Genomic DNA, 15,844 nt, shown 5'->3' on the forward strand with positions numbered 1-15,844 from the left:
CAACTTGATATTTTTATTACTAATGGTATAATTCGAAAAAAATGGGAGGCATTTTTTTATGAGTAGGTTTAAATTCAACATAGGTCTTAAATTCAAAATCCTTTTTCCCGTCTTAACGGGTATTATACTTCTTTTAGCCATCAACATTTACAGCAGATTCAAAAGTTTTAACGAAACCCTTATTAAGAATGTAAACACTGAGATAAGTGGAATAAACAAAACCTTTAACGGTCTGGTAGATGAAAACCTGAATGCGCTAAAAAAAGCAGTTGAACTCGTAGCATCCAATCAGGAATACGCAAAATATGCTGCAGAAGGTAATAGGGAGGCCCTTTTAAAAGTTTTAGGTAATTACTACAAAAATATAAAACAAGATATTAGACAGTTCCAATTTCACACAAAAGATGCCAAAACTATTTTAAGATTCCATAAACCTGAACATTTTGGCGACGATTTAAGTTCATTTCGAAAAACTGTTGTAAAAGCAAACCATATAAAGGCACCAGTTTTAGGCTTGGAAGTGGGTGTAGGGGGACCAGGTCTTCGAGTTGTGTATCCTGTTTTTTATAACGGTGAACATGTAGGTAGCGTAGAATTTGGGGGTGAAATCGATTCCATCTTAGAAAAGATACAAAAGCATTACGCCATAGACTATGCAGTGGGGATTAAAGAAGATGCTTTTGTAAAAGCAAAACGCAAAGATTCCGACAAGGATATCAAAAAGTCCGGTATAGTTTATTACACATACAGAGGTGAACTAATCAAAGATATATTAAACGCCTACGTTTCAGACAATTTTTATACCATAAAAGGATCAAAGTTTTATATAGCCAAGATTGCCCTTAAAGACTTTTCCGGTGAAGATATAGGCCATATTCTTGTTGCTAAAAATTATACCCAATATATAAATGAAGCTTTAGCTCAATTTTACACCTCAATTACCATCATGATCCTTTTGGGGATTTTGATTATAGTTGCATTGCTTATATCGGTACATACAATAATAAAAACCATAAAAAATTTCCACGAAATTGCAAGAGAATTAGCTCAAGGTGAAGGAGATTTCTCAAAAAGAATCCCCCAAAAATATGCCGACTTTACTAAAGTAACAGGTATAAAAGATGAAAATATTTTAAACAAGTTATCAAATAAACCTTGCTGGGTCAGTATAGGAGATTTTGCTGTCGAAAGGATCTGCCCATTGCTCAAAGATGGCAAAGTATCTTGCTGTGAAGATTGTAGGATGTTTAACGCCCATTGTTCAGACGAAGTCTGCCAAATGACTACCTGGTTTAATATCTTTTTAGAAACAACAGAAAGAAGTTTTCTTAATATTATGAAAAAAATAACTGGGGTTGTTGAGTCCGCACCTATAATGTGGCAATCTGTTTATAGAGTGACAGAGGCAAATGATAAAAACACCGAAATGGCAATACAAACCGCCACCGCTGGAGAAGAGATGTCCAGCACCATACATGAGATATCAAACGGTGTTGATGAAATGACCAATAAATCCAACAAAACCCAAAACCTCGCCCTTGAGGGTAGCAGCCTGGTAGCTGAATCCACTACGTACTCAGATGAAGTACAAAATGCCATTACAAAGTTAAAGGATAACATAAAAGAGTTGATTAATAACGCCAATAAGATAGGTGCCGTGGTAGGGGTCATAAATGATATATCCGAACAAACCAACCTATTGGCACTAAATGCAGCTATTGAAGCAGCAAGAGCAGGTGAGCATGGTAGAGGTTTTGCTGTTGTTGCAGATGAGGTGAGAAAACTTGCCGAAAAAACACAAAAATCCACCAAAGAGATAGAACACATGATCCGGGAGATGCAGTTTAAGGTCAAGAATGTAGGTAAAGATGTGGAAAACTCATCTGCCTCAGTACAAAAACAGTACGAAATCGCCCAAAAAACCCAGGATGGTTTCAACGTAATATTGTCATCTATTGAAGAACTTAATCACACCATAATATCCATCTCAAAAGCATTAGAGGAACAAACCAAAGCCACATCAGAAATAGCCCAAAGTATGACCACAATCTCCGAATCATCATCCCACACTAAAACTATTATGTCCGATCTAACTGGAAAGATCCAAACACTACTTTCTGAAGCCTCCAATGTCGTCTCCATGTTAAATTCTTACAAATACAGTGCAAAAGGGGTTGCATTTATAAAGGCAAAATTAGCCCATATCGAATTTATGAATAGGCTTTATGATGCTATTGTATTTAGAAAAACTTACGAAGTAGTTGATCATAGACATTGTAATTTTGGTATGTTTTACTACTCCGATGGTATTAAGGAATTTGGCCATGACTACGATTTTAAAGCGATAGAACCATACCATATCAAAGTTCATGAACTCGGTAGAAAAGCTATGGAATGTATAAAGACAGGTCGGTTTGACCTTGCTTTTGAAACGATGAAGGAGATGGAGCAACCTTTACAAACCTTAAAGAAACATTTAGACAACCTAATCAACAGGTATATGTAATCATGATCGGGTGGGGTATCAAGCTCCACCCCAATTTTATCAAACTAAGTTGTAAAAGCATTTTCGATATGTTCAATTTGGTCACTATCTATGGATATTACATCAAATCTACAAAGATACTCACCTTTTTGAGCCATCATGAAATACTCGGCAGTTTTAATGATCTTTTCAATCTTTTTCTGAGAAACAGCTTCATACCCTTTGCCAAATCTATAAGATCCCCTTTTTTTTACCTCAACAAACACAATAATATTGCCTTTTTGGGCAATAATATCGATTTCACCAAACCTACACCTAAAATTTCGATGCAATATTTTAAACCCCTTATCCTCAAGATAGGTACATGCAGTATCCTCACCCTCTTGCCCGATGGTCTTTTGTCTCATAAAATCCCTTTTAAGAAAGACTTCCTATGTAGAGGCGTTATACCGTATCTTTTAATGGACTCCACATGGTATTTAGTGCCATAACCTTTGTTATCATACCAACCGTATGCTGGGAAAAGATAATGCATCCTCTTCATCATTCTGTCTCTTGTCACCTTTGCTATTATAGAGGCTGCAGCCACTTCTATAAACTTATCCTCAGCCTTTAAATGTACTTCTAAAGGGGCCTCGATATTTTTTAATTTCACAGCATCTATAACTATTTTGTCATAGGAGACATTAATCTTAGAAAGAGCAATGTGCATCGCCTGTTTGGTAGCGTTTAATATATTTAGCGTATCCACCATACTGGAGCAAACGACACCTATACCAATCGAAAGGGCATTTTCGGATATTAGCTGATAGATAAGGTCCCTTTCTTTCTCCTTTAATTTTTTGGAATCGATGATCCGTCTATCGTAAAAAGACCCCTTCAAAACGACAGCTGCTGCCACCACAGGGCCAGCTAAACATCCTCTGCCAACCTCATCAATGCCAACGTATCTCAAATATTCAAACCTTTCTTTTCTATAGTTTTGCTCAAGATCCAATCACTTAGCTCAGATAGACCTTCCCCAGTATAGCAGGAAGTTCTAAAAAATATGAGGTTGTTATTAACACCTTTGGCAAAGTTGATACATCTATCCACATCAAAGTTTAGATAAGGTACCAAATCGATTTTATTCAAAACAAAAACATCCGAAACCCTCATCATGCTTGGATACTTGATAGGCTTATCTTCCCCTTCCGTTGCGGCAACTATTACTATCTTTATATCTTCCCCAAGGTAAAAAGATGAGGGGCACACCAAGTTACCAACATTTTCAATAATCAAAAGGTCTAACTTTTCAAGATCCAATTTATTAACAACCTCTTCTATCCATGCCGCTTCGAGATGGCACGCCCCATTCGTGGTTATCTGATGGGCTGGAACCCCTGTTTTTCTGATCCTCTGGGCATCATTTTCAGTCTGCAAATCCCCTTCAATAACAAAGATGTTAAGCTTCTCCTTAAGAACTGGAAGTATCTTTTCAAGTATAGAAGTCTTACCACTACCGGGGGAAGAAACAATATTGATAACAAACACCCCTTTTTCCTTAAAAAGCGCCTTAAGTTGTTCAGCTATTTTTGCATTTTTAGATAGTATCCCTTCTTTGATATCAATCTTATTAGACATAATTTAAACTCCTGATAAATAGTCAGTCTACTTCAATATCAGCTATGGCAAGCTCTTCTCCACTTATTATTTCAACATTTATAGAATTACACTTTTTACAAACAAAATAGTACTCCTCATACTCACCTTCATCACCACAGTCAAGACACCTCCCCTTAATCGCTACCACTTGCACATTTAGAGTAGCATCATTTGCAATGGTGTCTTGTTTTAAAACATCAAAAGCAGTTATTAACGATTCTTTCTCTATCGACGCAAGTTTTCCAATCAAGACGTTCACTGCTGTAACCTTTTTTGCATTGTTTTTCAAAGCGGTATCCACAACAATATCAAGAATGCTTTGGGCAATACTTGCCTCATGCATATCAGCCTCTGATAAGCCTCATAATATCATTATAAAAAGCAAATACCATCAGAGCTATGAGTAAACTCATCCCTACCCGCATAGCCAGTGCTTTAGCTTTTTCACTTAGGGGTCTCCTTATGATGGCCTCAATGGTATAGATCATCAAATGCCCTCCATCCAATACAGGAACAGGTAAAAGGTTTAAAATAGCAAGATTTATACTGATCACAGCAACAAAAGTCATCAATGGCACAAACCCAAAACTTGCAGCATCCTTTGTCATCTGAAAGATCATAATAGGGCCACCGATATTGTCAGAGGGAACAATCCTCTGAATCATCTTTATTATACCAACTACCGTAAGATATACTATTTCATAACATTTCTCATTGGCTTTAACAAAAGCATCATAGAATCCAAAAGATTGTTTGAAAGTATCTCCAGAGGGACGAATGCCCAACAAACCAACATTTATCTCTTCACCAAAAATATTCTTTGACTTAGAATTGACTGGAGTGACCTGTTTAATAAGAATCTGATCGCCTCTTTTAATTTCAATAATCAACCTCTTGTCTGCACTCTCTTTGATTATTTTAGCCATTTCATCCCACGATGTTATGGTAACATCGTTGATCTTAATAATCTGATCACCTTTTGTTATCCCCACTGCAGCAGCTGGCATACCAGGCTGCACCTCACCGATGATAGGTTTCAACGAAGGGATACCCACCATATAAACTATTAAAAACAACAAAACAGCAAACAAATAATTAAAAAATGGTCCAGCAAAAACAATAAGGCTTTTCTGATACAGCTTCTTGTTACTAAAAGCCCTCTCTTTTAGCTCATGTCTAATATCCTCATCCAAATGTTCCCCATACATTTTTACGTATCCACCCAAAGGAACAGCAGAAATAAGATATTCCGTTTCACCAATTTTTTTACCAAACACCTTAGGCCCAAAACCTATCGAAAATCTTTCCACATAAACACCAAAAAGTTTGGCAAAGATAAAATGTCCCAATTCGTGTATAAATATAAGTATTCCAAATGCTATTATTGCAATTATCGCTGTCATCGACTCTCCCACTTATAGCTTGTGTACAATTTCCTTAGCTGCTTCCCTTGATAAAATATCTAATTCAAAGATTTCGTCAATCTCTAAAATATCTTTTTCTGTAAACCTGGACAATGTCTCATGAATAACATCATAAATATTACTAAAACCGATTTTATCTTTCAAAAAAGCATCCACAGCCACTTCATTTGCTGCATTCATAACTATCATAAGGCTGTTTTTGTTGATATTTAAAATGTTTATAGCAAGTTCTAAGCATCTATATTTTCTGTAATCTACCTTTAGAAAAGTTAGACTACTAAATTTTTGAAAATCTATACCTTTTACTCCCGATTCTATTCTATGGGGATACCCTAAGGCAAAAGATATTGGCGTTCTCATATCTGGATTACCCATTTGGGCTAAATATGATCCATCAACAAACATAACCATAGAATGGATTATACTTTGTGGATGGATAATAACATCCAGTTGATGAGGCGAAAGATCAAATAGATACTTTGCTTCAATTAATTCAAGCCCTTTGTTCATCATAGTAGCAGAATCGATGGTGATCTTTGCCCCCATACTCCAGTTTGGATGCCTAAGGGCCTCCTCCTTACGTACATACTCTATTGAATCGTAGGGTCTATTCCTAAAAGGCCCTCCAGATGCTGTAAGTATAACTTTCTCAACCTTGCTTTTATCTTGCCCCATCAAACATTGAAATATAGCTGAGTGCTCGCTATCCACAGGGATAATCTCCGAACCTGTAGCTTTAGCTGTTCTTGTAATAATATCTCCAGCAACTACAATCGACTCCTTGTTTGCAAGTGCTACCCTTAACCCCCTTTTTACAGCTTCCAGAGCTGGTAATACCCCGGAAAAACCGGTAGTAGCTATCAAAACTATATCTAAATCCTCTTCTTTTATGATCTTTATAAGGTTATCTACACCACATAAAAATCTGCACTGCACATACGGATGAGATACAGGGTTGGTCATTGAGATAGCATAATTGGGCTCAAACTCCTCAACCTGCTTCATTAGAAGGTCTGTATTAAAATTACATGTTAAAAAGACAACTTTGAAACCCTTCCTATGCCTTCTTATGACATCAAGCGCCTGAGTGCCGATAGAACCGGTAGAGCCAACTATACCTATCTTTTTCATAGACCTAAAGAACTGACATAAAAATACAACACAGGTGCCCCAAACAGCAGAGCATCTACCCTGTCCAACATTCCACCATGTCCAGGGAAGATATTCCCTGAATCCTTTACCCCAGCTTTTCTCTTAAACATAGATTCTGTAAGATCCCCAAGAACACCAGAAAATACCACTAACACAGTCGATACAATAACGTGTAAAAAATCTATATTCATAAAAAGATACGAATAGACAACTCCACCTGCTACCCCCCCTATCAGACCTGCTACAAACCCTTCTAAACTTTTTTTAGGACTTATAAGCTCATAAAGCCTTCTCTTACCAAACCTTATCCCAAAAAAATAAGCAAAGGTATCACTGGAAAATATGATGATGAAAAGATAAAAAATATAGTGATAGTTTATATTTCTAAGTAACATAATAAATGAGAAAAAAAAGGGTACATAAAAGATATTTAAAAATGTTATTCCCACTGTAGTAAACGTGGATTCAAGGGGTTGATTACCCAACAGTTTGATACACAAGGATGCAAACGACACCATAAACACTGTGAGTAAAAAAAGCTTAAAATCATTCAAATAAAACCCAAAAGGGATCAAAAAAGCCCCCAAGAAGGTGGGGATTTTAAGATACTTTCCCCCTGCAATTTCTATAAGCTTTGAAAATTCATACGTGGCAATAAATACGAATACCAACAGTAAAACAAAAAACCAAAAATGATTCAGATAAACAACAGCTAACACCAATGGAGGGATGAGAATTAATGCAGTGATGATTCTTTTTATCTTTTCACTGATTAGGAAGCTGCTCATCAGTCTTACCGAATCGCCTTATCCTTTTGTTATACTCTGACAATGCCAACTCAAAATCCTGTTCATTAAAATCAGGCCATAATGTCTTAGTGAAATACAGTTCACTGTAGGCAATGCGCCAGAGCATAAAATTGCTTATCCTAATCTCACCACTTGTTCTTATCAAAAGATCTACATCGGGAATGTCTGGGTTATATAGATATTGATGGAATCTTTCCGGAATATCCTTTTCATCCAGAAGACCATCTTTTATATCCTTAGCCAAGCTAACTACCGCTTTTATGATCTCATCCCTCCCACCATAATTAAGGGCCAAGTTTAGTACCATCCCCTTATTAAGGGCGGATCTTTCCATGAGGTAACAAAGCTTTAACCTCGTATTCTCCCTTATTCTACTTATATCCCCCGAAACTTTGAAAACAATATCCTGTTCTAAAATTGTCACCATCTCTGACTCTAAATACTCATCCAGTAGGTTCATCAAAGTAGAAACCTCTTCCTCGGGCCTAAGCCAGTTTTCAGTGGAAAAGGCAAACAGACTGAGATATTTAATACCCCTTCTGGCTGCGTATTCAACTATTTTCTTTACCGTTTTTACACCTTCTCTGTGCCCCATAACCCTGGGCATAAGCCGCTTTTTTGCCCATCTACCGTTTCCATCCATTATAATCCCCACATGGTTGGGGATCTTTATTTGAGTTGTCTTCATTATATTTCCATAATCTCTCTCTCTTTCTTCTCGGTAACCTCATCGATTTTTTTTATATAGTCATCTGTCAGTTTCTGGATCTGATCGGATCCTTTTTTATTGTCATCCTCGGAGATCTGCTTATCTTTTTCCATCTTCTTCAACTTCTCTATAGCATCCCTTCTCTCATTCCTAATGGCAACCTTTGCCTCTTCGGCAAGCTTTTTAACAAGCTTGACCAACTCTTTCCTCCGCTCCTCAGTAAGTGGTGGAATAGGGACCCTTATAACTCTACCGTCATTTGACGGAGTAAGCCCCAAATTGGAAGAGAGGATCGCCTTTTCAATATTTTTAATCATATTGGGTTCCCAAGGTTGAATAGTAATCATTCTTGCTTCTGCATTGAGGGTTGCCACTTGAGATAAAGGGGTAGGTGTACCATAATAATCAACTTTAACATTGTCAAAAAGGGAAACAGAAGCTCTACCTGTACGTACAGATTTTAGCTCAGCTCTGTAATGCTCCAGCGTTTTCTCCATTTTTTCTTTAGTTTTACTATACACATCATTTATCATATCTATCCCTCCACTATTGTACCTATTTTTTCACCTAAAAGGATCCTTTTGAGATTACCTTTACCGTATAGATCAAAAACTATTATAGGAATTTTGTTATCCATACACATCGAGATAGCAGTAGAATCCATAACCTTGAGATTTTTATTTAGCACATCCAGATAGGATATGGTGTCAAACTTCCTTGCACTACTATCTTTTTTAGGATCAGCAGTGTACACCCCATCCACCTTTGTAGCTTTTAAAACCACGTCTGCGTTTATTTCAGAAGCCCTCAACGTAGCAGTAGTATCTGTGGTAAAATATGGGTTCCCTGTACCTGCACCAAAGATTACCACTCTACCCTTTTCCAGGTGCCTCATAGCTCTTCGTCTTATATAGGGTTCTGCAATCTGTCTCATCTCAATGGATGTCTGAACCCTTGTAGGAACACCTATATTCTCCAATGCATTTTGTAGTGCAAGGGAGTTTATCACCGTAGCCAACATCCCCATATAATCAGCCGAAACCCTGTCCATATCCTTTGCTGATTCGGAAACACCCCTAAATATGTTCCCACCACCCACCACAATGCCTATACTTACCCCCATATCATAAGCCTCTTTTATCTCAGAAGCAATAAACTTTACCACATCTCCATCGATTCCATAATTCTGATTACCCATTAGGGCCTCACCACTTAATTTTAGCAAAATTCTTTTGTATTTAGGCATCATTTTTTCTACTCCTTCTTAGGCCTGTTCTCTTCCAATCTATGTTCAAATGTCCATGATTTCCGTGTCAGGGGTAAAAATACTTGAGAATTATACTTTAGGCTTACTTTTATATGTTTTTCAAAATCCTCTATCGTTATATTATCCATCGTTAAATCTATGGAAAGATCGGTCGCCTCTTTTATAAGCTGTTCTTTTATTTTATCATAAGAGAAATCCTTATCATTTGTTATAATCTTCTTCGCTGCTGCTTCGTAGATCTTAAACTTTACAAACGGTAAAGAAAAGACCATCACAGTGTAAATCAAATATCCGCCGATAAACAGTTTTAAAGCTATTCTTAACAAGCCCATATAACTTATCTATCTTATTATCTAATTATTTTCAATAGTCTATTTAATCTCAGTTCGAATTTGTCGCCAAAACTCCAAGACCAGTAAATGATAAGGGCTTTACCTTTTATAGCTTTCTCCGGAACAAAACCCCAAAATCTGCTATCAAAACTTGCATCCCTGTTATCACCCATAACAAAATAGTAACCATCAGGTACAGTAATTTCATCAAAATTATCCCTATTGTTCATGTAAGATGGGAATAACATATCGGATTCATATCTCACATAAGGTTCACTGATCGGCTGACCATTTAAAAATACCCTTTTGTTTACCATTTTTATCCTATCACCTGGAATAGCAATCACTCTCTTAATAAAGTCCTTTTCAGGCTCCAATGGGTACTCAAAAACAATTATATCCCCTCTTTTAGGTTTACTAAATATATAAGCGGCCTTGTTAACCAAAAGATGGTCCCCTATCAGAAGAGTATCCAGCATAGAACCAGAAGGTATTTTGTAGGCCTGAAGCAAAAAGGCCCTAATGATCATAGCAACGACAAAAGCCACCACAATGGAGTCAATGGTATCTTTTAGCTTATTTTTTTTGGGTGTTGTCTCTGTATCTATCTTTGGTTCTTGTTGTTCCATCCTTCACACTCTCCGGTATTTAGTCTTCGTTTATTTTAAGTACTGCCAAAAAAGCCTCCTGGGGGATCTCCACTTTACCCACCATCTTCATCCTCTTTTTGCCCTCTTTTTGCCTTTCCAAAAGTTTCTTTTTACGAGTGATATCTCCACCATAACATTTTGCGGTAACATTTTTTCTGAAAGCTTTAACCGTAGAACGGGCAATGATCTTATTCCCCAACGCTGCCTGTATAGCCACTTCAAACATCTGTCTTGGTATCACCTCTTTCATCTTCTCCACAAGATCCCTACCCTTATAGTAGGCCTGATCCCTATGGACAATGATACTTAGAGCATCCACAGGTTCACCATTTATAAGGATATCCATCTTAACCATATCGGCTTGTTTATAGCCAGCATGTTCATAATCAAACGAAGCATAACCTTTTGTTATCGATTTTAGTTTATCGTAAAAATCTAAAACAATTTCACACAAAGGAACTTCATACTCCAATATAACCCTTGTGGATGTCATATAGTGCATATTTTTTTGAAAACCACGCCTTGCCTGCAAAAGCTGAATAACATTGCCAACATACTCATTAGGAACTATTATTGTAGCTTTTATGATCGGCTCTTCAATATAATCTATCTCATTAGGGCATGGAAACTTAACCGGATTATCCACCTCCACAACCGTCCCATCCGTCTTATAGACCTTATAAATAACCATCGGAGCTGTGGTAATAAGATTGAGATCAAACTCCCTTTCTAATCTTTCCTGTATAATCTCCATGTGTAGCAGACCTAAAAAACCACACCTAAATCCAAACCCTAAAGCTGCAGAATTTTCCGGTTCGTATGTAAAGGAGCTATCATTTAAAGAAAGCTTTTCTAAAGCATCTCTTAGATCATCAAAGTCCTGCGTATCCACTGGATAAAAACCACAAAACACCACCGGTTTTACATTCTTAAAACCAGGGAAAGGCTCAGATGTTCTATTTTTAGGATTTGTAAGAGTATCTCCGATCCTTACATCTTTGAGTTCCTTGATACCAGCGATGACAAACCCCACTTCCCCAGCTGTAAGTGACTCCACATTTTTTGCCAAAGGTGTAAAAACCCCCACCTTGTCCACCTGATACTCTTTATCATTGGACATAAAACAGAAGGTATCCCCCACCTTTAGCTCACCATCTATCATCCTCACCAGTATTATAACACCCTGGTAGGAATCGTACCAGGAATCAAAAACCATAGCCTTTAGGGGCTTTTCTATATCCCCTTTTGGATGGGGTATAAGCTTCACCACAGACTCGAGGATCTCTTTTATACCTATACCCTCTTTCGCGCTGGCCGGTATTGCATGGGAAGCATCTATACCTATAACATCTTCTATCTCCTTCTTCACCCTCTCCACATCTGCACTAGGCAGATCTATCTTATTTATAACAGGGATAAGTTCTAAATTTTGTTCTATAGCCAAATAAACATTTGCTATCGTCTGGGCCTCTACCCCCTGGGAAGCATCAACAACCAAAAGAGCACCCTCGCAGGCAGCCAAACTTCTGGATACCTCATAGGTAAAGTCCACATGCCCTGGAGTATCTATAAGGTTTAACTGATATAGGTGACCATCATCCGCCTGATAATTAAGGCGCACCGTTTGGGCCTTTATCGTTATCCCCCTTTCCCTTTCTATCTCCATCGAATCCAACAACTGATCCTTCATAAGCCTTTTATCGATGGCGCCAGTATACTCAATGAGTCTATCAGCTAAAGTTGATTTACCGTGATCTATATGAGCTATAATGCTAAAATTCCTTATGAATCTTTTATCCATCAAGCCTACCCACAGATGTGTAGTTAAATCCCAACGATTTCATCTTCTTTGGATCGTAAATATTCCTTAGATCAGCAAGGTTTGGTTGTTTCATCATCGATTTTATCTTCTCCATATCGAGTTTTCTAAATTGATTCCATTCGGTGACGATAACCAAACAATCCACTGCATCACATGCCTCATATTCACCATTACAATACTCTATTGTATCGCCAAAATATCCTCTTGCATGTTTCATAGCCTCAGGGTCAAAAGCTTTTATCTTTGCCCCTAGTTTTAAAAGCTCATTTATAATCGTTATAGATGGTGATTCCCTCATATCATCAGTGTTTGGCTTAAAAGACAGCCCCAGTATTCCAAAAGTAAGCCCCTTTAGAACATCGTCTTTTTTTTCTAAGCCCAGAAGTTTGAGTATCTTGTCTATCATCCTTAGTTTTTGTTCTTCATTTACTTTTACCACAGTATCCACGATCTGAAAATTATAACCCACACTTTTTGCAATATATGATAAGGCCCTCGTATCCTTTGGAAAACATGAACCACCATAGCCTGGACCCGGATGTAAAAATTTTGGTCCAATTCTTCCATCCATACCCATAGCTTTTGCAACTTTGTGAACATCAGCACCCACCAACTCGCAAAGATTTGCCACTTCATTTATAAAGGTAACCTTAAGGGCTAAAAAGGCGTTGGAGGCATATTTTATCATCTCTGCGGTCTCTATGTTTGTTATCACGAAGGGGGCCTCATTCAGATAATGGGCACTGTAGACATCCTTCATAATAGCTATGGCTTCTTCACTCTCAGCACCGATCACTATCCTGTCAGGTCTCAAAAAATCGTTTACCGCTGCCCCTTCCCTCAGGAACTCTGGGTTGCTCACCACATCGAATCGAGTATTTTCACCAGCTATCGACTTAATAATCTTTTTAACCCTTTGACCAGTTCCTACAGGAACTGTGCTTTTGTTTACGATCACTTTATATCCATTGAGATTAGTGGCTATATCTTTAGCAGCCTGATCCACATAGCTTAGATCGGCACTTCCATCCTCTTTAGATGGTGTACCTACGGCTATAAAAATTACAAGATTGTTCCTAACAGCCTCTTTTGTATCGGTGGTAAAAAATAGCCTACCCTCTTTTATGTTTTTTGCTACGATATCATCCAGACCGGGCTCATATATGGGGATCTGCCCCTGCTTTAACCTTTCTATCTTTTTCTCATCTATATCAACACATGTGACAAACATCCCAAATTCTGCAAGACATGCCCCCGTCACAAGCCCAACATAACCTGTCCCTATGACTGCTATCCTCATTTTTTCACCTCATGAACAAACTTTTTATTATTACATTTAATTTCATAATTATGCAAGATTTTTTGGCTCTTTTTCCACGTTTACTAAATTGCTATGAGATTAAGATGAATGTTTCTTCTGCTTCTTTTGCTCTTCTCTGAAAAGCTTTGCAAAATTTTCTATATCTTTCAAATACTTAAACTCATATTGATCCTGAAACTTTTCAGCGGGCTTTAATCCCATAATAACTTCATACAAATCATTGTCGTATATATTCTCCAAAAAAAAGTTAAGGCTATCCAGCTCATCCACAGTATAGTGTCTTGGCACATACTCCTTGGCAAACCTTTGCAAAACAATCTCATTTTCCAACATAGCCCTTCTGGCACATAAAAAAACGGTTTTTTTATATCGAGGATCCTGAAGCATTTTACCTCCTACAACTCATTCTACAGTAACACTCTTTGCAAGATTTCTCGGTTGATCCACATCAAGACCCAATAATGTAGCACAATGATACGCAAAAAACTGAGTAACAACTGCATTAGGGAAAACAGATGTCTCTTCTATTGTTTTTGGCACAAAGATAACATGATCAGCTTTTCTTCTGATCTCTTCATCCCCCTCTGTAGCAATTGCTATGACCATCCCATCCCTTGCCTTTACCTCTTCTATGTTGGAAAGGGTCTTTTCATAGATATTTGAATCTGTAGCGATAAAAAAAACAGGCATATTTTTATCGATCAGAGCTATGGGTCCATGTTTCATCTCACCTGCGGGGTAACCCTCTGCATGGATATAGGATATCTCCTTTAGTTTCAACGCCCCTTCCAACGCTATGGGATAGTTTATATTCCTCCCCAAATATAAAAAATTTTTAGCATTTTTATAGATCTTAGATAAACTTTCTATATAGGTATCTTGGGATAGTACAGCAGATACTATCTCAGGGACCTCAATGAGTGCCTGCAAATACCTAAGTCTTTCTTCGGCACCTAATGTTCCTCTAACTTGCGACAGATATAATCCCAACAGATAAAGAGTTGCAAGCTGGGTAGTAAAAGCTTTTGTAGAAGCCACACCGATCTCTGGCCCAGCGTGGGTATATATCGTACCATGTGCCTCCCTTGTAATTGAGGATCCTATGACATTACAGATGGCAACCACCTTAGCTCCCAACTGTTTTGCCATTTTCAAGGCTGCCAAAGTATCAGCTGTTTCACCAGATTGGGAGATAGGTATAAAAAGAATCCTGTCATCTATAACCGGAGTTCTATATCTATACTCGGATGCTATATCCACTTCAACAGGTATTCGAGAAAACTTTTCTATCAAAAACTTACCCACAAGCCCTGCATGCCAGCTCGTGCCACAGGCAACTATATGAATCCTTTCAATACCCTTTAAAGAATCTTTTAACTCCTCCAGTTCGTGGAGTGCCACCTCGCCCCTTTCAAGGGAATACTTACCCCTTATGGTATCGGTAATAGCCCGGGGCTGCTCATATATCTCCTTTTGCATAAAATGCTTATAGCCAGATTTCTCTGCCATCACAGGGTTCCAACTGATCGTCTTTTGCTCCCTTTTTACAGGAACACCCCCCTGATCAAAGATCTCAACACCATCTGCTTTTAATATAGCTATATCGTTATCCTCCAAGAAAATAAACTGCCTTGTATGATGCAACACTGCAGGTATATCACTTGCTGCAAAATGTTCACCATCACCTATCCCAATTACTAATGGAGCCTCTTTTCGCGCTAAAAGAATTTTATCAGGCTCATCTTTTGAGATTATTGCAAGGGCATAAGCTCCCTTTAACCTCTTGATGGCTTTCCTAACCGTTGTATAAATATCTTTTTCCCACAAAGAATGGATAAGATGGGCAATAACCTCAGTATCTGTTTCTGATGTGAATATATACCCCTTTTCTATCAGTTCTTTCTTAAGCTCAAGATAGTTCTCTATGATACCGTTATGAACCAACGCTATATTTTCAGACCTATGGGGATGAGCATTCTCATCCGAGGGTTTACCATGAGTCGCCCAGCGGGTATGTCCAATTCCGATATTGGCAAATAGATGTTTCTCAGAAAGCTTTAACTTCAGATTTGATAATTTTCCTACACTGCGTTCTATAAAAATATCTCCATCAATGATCATGGCTATTCCAGCAGAATCGTAACCTCTATATTCCAGCCTGGTTAACCCCTCCAACAAAATGTCTGTAGCGTTTTTACTCCCAATATAGCCCACAATCCCACACATCTC

General features: G+C 37.9%; 17 protein-coding genes. 1 reads left to right on the plus strand and 16 read right to left on the minus strand.

The window, feature by feature from the left end:
• Window positions 1-58: 58 nt before the first annotated feature.
• Window positions 59-2,506, plus strand: coding sequence for a methyl-accepting chemotaxis protein (locus tag N3C60_05185; GenBank protein ID MCX8084298.1), 2,448 nt, complete (start codon window positions 59-61; stop codon window positions 2,504-2,506).
• Window positions 2,507-2,550: 44 nt separating this feature from the next.
• Here the strand turns inward: N3C60_05185 and N3C60_05190 are convergent, their stop codons facing one another.
• The 16 genes from N3C60_05190 to glmS form a co-directional block, all read right to left on the minus strand.
• On the minus strand, window positions 2,551-2,892 hold the full coding sequence (locus tag N3C60_05190) for a YraN family protein (protein ID MCX8084299.1): 342 nt from the start codon (window positions 2,890-2,892) through the stop codon (window positions 2,551-2,553).
• Window positions 2,889-3,482 carry a ribonuclease HII gene (locus tag N3C60_05195; protein MCX8084300.1) on the minus strand — a complete coding sequence of 198 codons (594 nt, stop codon included), beginning with the start codon at window positions 3,480-3,482 and terminating at the stop codon, window positions 2,889-2,891. The genes N3C60_05190 and N3C60_05195 overlap by 4 nt, the downstream gene beginning before the upstream one ends.
• Entirely contained in the window at window positions 3,437-4,108 is a 672-nt protein-coding gene (gene hypB, locus N3C60_05200) for a hydrogenase nickel incorporation protein HypB (protein MCX8084301.1), read from the minus strand. The genes N3C60_05195 and hypB overlap by 46 nt, the downstream gene beginning before the upstream one ends.
• A 22-nt stretch (window positions 4,109-4,130) precedes the next feature.
• On the minus strand, window positions 4,131-4,472 hold the full coding sequence (gene hypA / locus N3C60_05205; GenBank protein MCX8084302.1) for a hydrogenase maturation nickel metallochaperone HypA: 342 nt from the start codon (window positions 4,470-4,472) through the stop codon (window positions 4,131-4,133).
• Between the two features lies 1 nt (window position 4,473).
• On the minus strand, window positions 4,474-5,532 hold the full coding sequence (rseP, locus tag N3C60_05210) for an RIP metalloprotease RseP (GenBank protein MCX8084303.1): 1,059 nt from the start codon (window positions 5,530-5,532) through the stop codon (window positions 4,474-4,476).
• A 12-nt stretch (window positions 5,533-5,544) separates the two neighbouring features.
• Complete coding sequence (dxr, locus tag N3C60_05215) at window positions 5,545-6,684, minus strand: 1-deoxy-D-xylulose-5-phosphate reductoisomerase (protein ID MCX8084304.1); 1,140 nt, start codon at window positions 6,682-6,684, stop codon at window positions 5,545-5,547.
• Window positions 6,681-7,493 (minus strand): phosphatidate cytidylyltransferase, encoded by an 813-nt coding sequence (locus N3C60_05220; GenBank protein MCX8084305.1) that lies wholly within the window; start codon window positions 7,491-7,493, stop codon window positions 6,681-6,683. The genes dxr and N3C60_05220 overlap by 4 nt, the downstream gene beginning before the upstream one ends.
• Entirely contained in the window at window positions 7,471-8,202 is a 732-nt protein-coding gene (locus tag N3C60_05225; protein MCX8084306.1) for an isoprenyl transferase, read from the minus strand. Before N3C60_05225 ends, N3C60_05220 begins: the two co-directional genes overlap by 23 nt.
• Window positions 8,202-8,756, minus strand: coding sequence for a ribosome recycling factor (frr, locus tag N3C60_05230; protein MCX8084307.1), 555 nt, complete (start codon window positions 8,754-8,756; stop codon window positions 8,202-8,204). The genes N3C60_05225 and frr overlap by 1 nt, the downstream gene beginning before the upstream one ends.
• Window positions 8,757-8,758: 2 nt before the next feature.
• Window positions 8,759-9,472, minus strand: coding sequence for a UMP kinase (gene pyrH / locus N3C60_05235; GenBank protein ID MCX8084308.1), 714 nt, complete (start codon window positions 9,470-9,472; stop codon window positions 8,759-8,761).
• Between the two features lie 5 nt (window positions 9,473-9,477).
• On the minus strand, window positions 9,478-9,822 hold the full coding sequence (locus tag N3C60_05240; GenBank protein MCX8084309.1) for a hypothetical protein: 345 nt from the start codon (window positions 9,820-9,822) through the stop codon (window positions 9,478-9,480).
• A 17-nt stretch (window positions 9,823-9,839) separates the two neighbouring features.
• The gene (gene lepB, locus N3C60_05245) at window positions 9,840-10,451 is read right to left on the minus strand and encodes a signal peptidase I (GenBank protein ID MCX8084310.1); all 612 of its coding nucleotides are present in this window, start codon (window positions 10,449-10,451) and stop codon (window positions 9,840-9,842) included.
• A gap of 19 nt (window positions 10,452-10,470) precedes the next feature.
• The gene (gene lepA, locus N3C60_05250; GenBank protein MCX8084311.1) at window positions 10,471-12,273 is read right to left on the minus strand and encodes a translation elongation factor 4; all 1,803 of its coding nucleotides are present in this window, start codon (window positions 12,271-12,273) and stop codon (window positions 10,471-10,473) included.
• Window positions 12,266-13,594, minus strand: a complete 1,329-nt coding sequence (locus tag N3C60_05255; GenBank protein ID MCX8084312.1) for a UDP-glucose/GDP-mannose dehydrogenase family protein — start codon at window positions 13,592-13,594, stop codon at window positions 12,266-12,268. The genes lepA and N3C60_05255 overlap by 8 nt, the downstream gene beginning before the upstream one ends.
• A gap of 99 nt (window positions 13,595-13,693) precedes the next feature.
• Window positions 13,694-14,002, minus strand: coding sequence for a succinate dehydrogenase assembly factor 2 (locus N3C60_05260; GenBank protein ID MCX8084313.1), 309 nt, complete (start codon window positions 14,000-14,002; stop codon window positions 13,694-13,696).
• A 15-nt stretch (window positions 14,003-14,017) separates the two neighbouring features.
• Entirely contained in the window at window positions 14,018-15,841 is a 1,824-nt protein-coding gene (gene glmS, locus N3C60_05265; GenBank protein MCX8084314.1) for a glutamine--fructose-6-phosphate transaminase (isomerizing), read from the minus strand.
• Between the last annotated feature and the right edge of the window lie 3 nt (window positions 15,842-15,844).

The organism is Calditerrivibrio sp., assembly GCA_026415135.1.
GTDB lineage: Bacteria > Chrysiogenota > Deferribacteres > Deferribacterales > Calditerrivibrionaceae > Calditerrivibrio.

Bases quoted from the DNA above. Each gene is read 5' to 3' on its own strand.
- N3C60_05255 (MCX8084312.1), bottom strand. From the start codon at position 13,594: ATGAGGATAGCAGTCATAGGGACAGGTTATGTTGGGCTTGTGACGGGG.
- N3C60_05185 (MCX8084298.1), top strand. From the start codon at position 59: ATGAGTAGGTTTAAATTCAACATAGGTCTTAAATTCAAAATCCTTTTT.
- frr (MCX8084307.1), bottom strand. From the start codon at position 8,756: ATGATAAATGATGTGTATAGTAAAACTAAAGAAAAAATGGAGAAAACG.
- N3C60_05220 (MCX8084305.1), bottom strand. From the start codon at position 7,493: ATGAGCAGCTTCCTAATCAGTGAAAAGATAAAAAGAATCATCACTGCA.
- N3C60_05225 (MCX8084306.1), bottom strand. From the start codon at position 8,202: ATGAAGACAACTCAAATAAAGATCCCCAACCATGTGGGGATTATAATG.
- N3C60_05240 (MCX8084309.1), bottom strand. From the start codon at position 9,822: ATGGGCTTGTTAAGAATAGCTTTAAAACTGTTTATCGGCGGATATTTG.
- dxr (MCX8084304.1), bottom strand. From the start codon at position 6,684: ATGAAAAAGATAGGTATAGTTGGCTCTACCGGTTCTATCGGCACTCAG.
- glmS (MCX8084314.1), bottom strand. From the start codon at position 15,841: ATGTGTGGGATTGTGGGCTATATTGGGAGTAAAAACGCTACAGACATT.
- rseP (MCX8084303.1), bottom strand. From the start codon at position 5,532: ATGACAGCGATAATTGCAATAATAGCATTTGGAATACTTATATTTATA.
- N3C60_05260 (MCX8084313.1), bottom strand. From the start codon at position 14,002: ATGCTTCAGGATCCTCGATATAAAAAAACCGTTTTTTTATGTGCCAGA.
- N3C60_05190 (MCX8084299.1), bottom strand. From the start codon at position 2,892: ATGAGACAAAAGACCATCGGGCAAGAGGGTGAGGATACTGCATGTACC.
- pyrH (MCX8084308.1), bottom strand. From the start codon at position 9,472: ATGATGCCTAAATACAAAAGAATTTTGCTAAAATTAAGTGGTGAGGCC.
- hypB (MCX8084301.1), bottom strand. From the start codon at position 4,108: ATGTCTAATAAGATTGATATCAAAGAAGGGATACTATCTAAAAATGCA.
- lepB (MCX8084310.1), bottom strand. From the start codon at position 10,451: ATGGAACAACAAGAACCAAAGATAGATACAGAGACAACACCCAAAAAA.
- hypA (MCX8084302.1), bottom strand. From the start codon at position 4,472: ATGCATGAGGCAAGTATTGCCCAAAGCATTCTTGATATTGTTGTGGAT.
- lepA (MCX8084311.1), bottom strand. From the start codon at position 12,273: ATGGATAAAAGATTCATAAGGAATTTTAGCATTATAGCTCATATAGAT.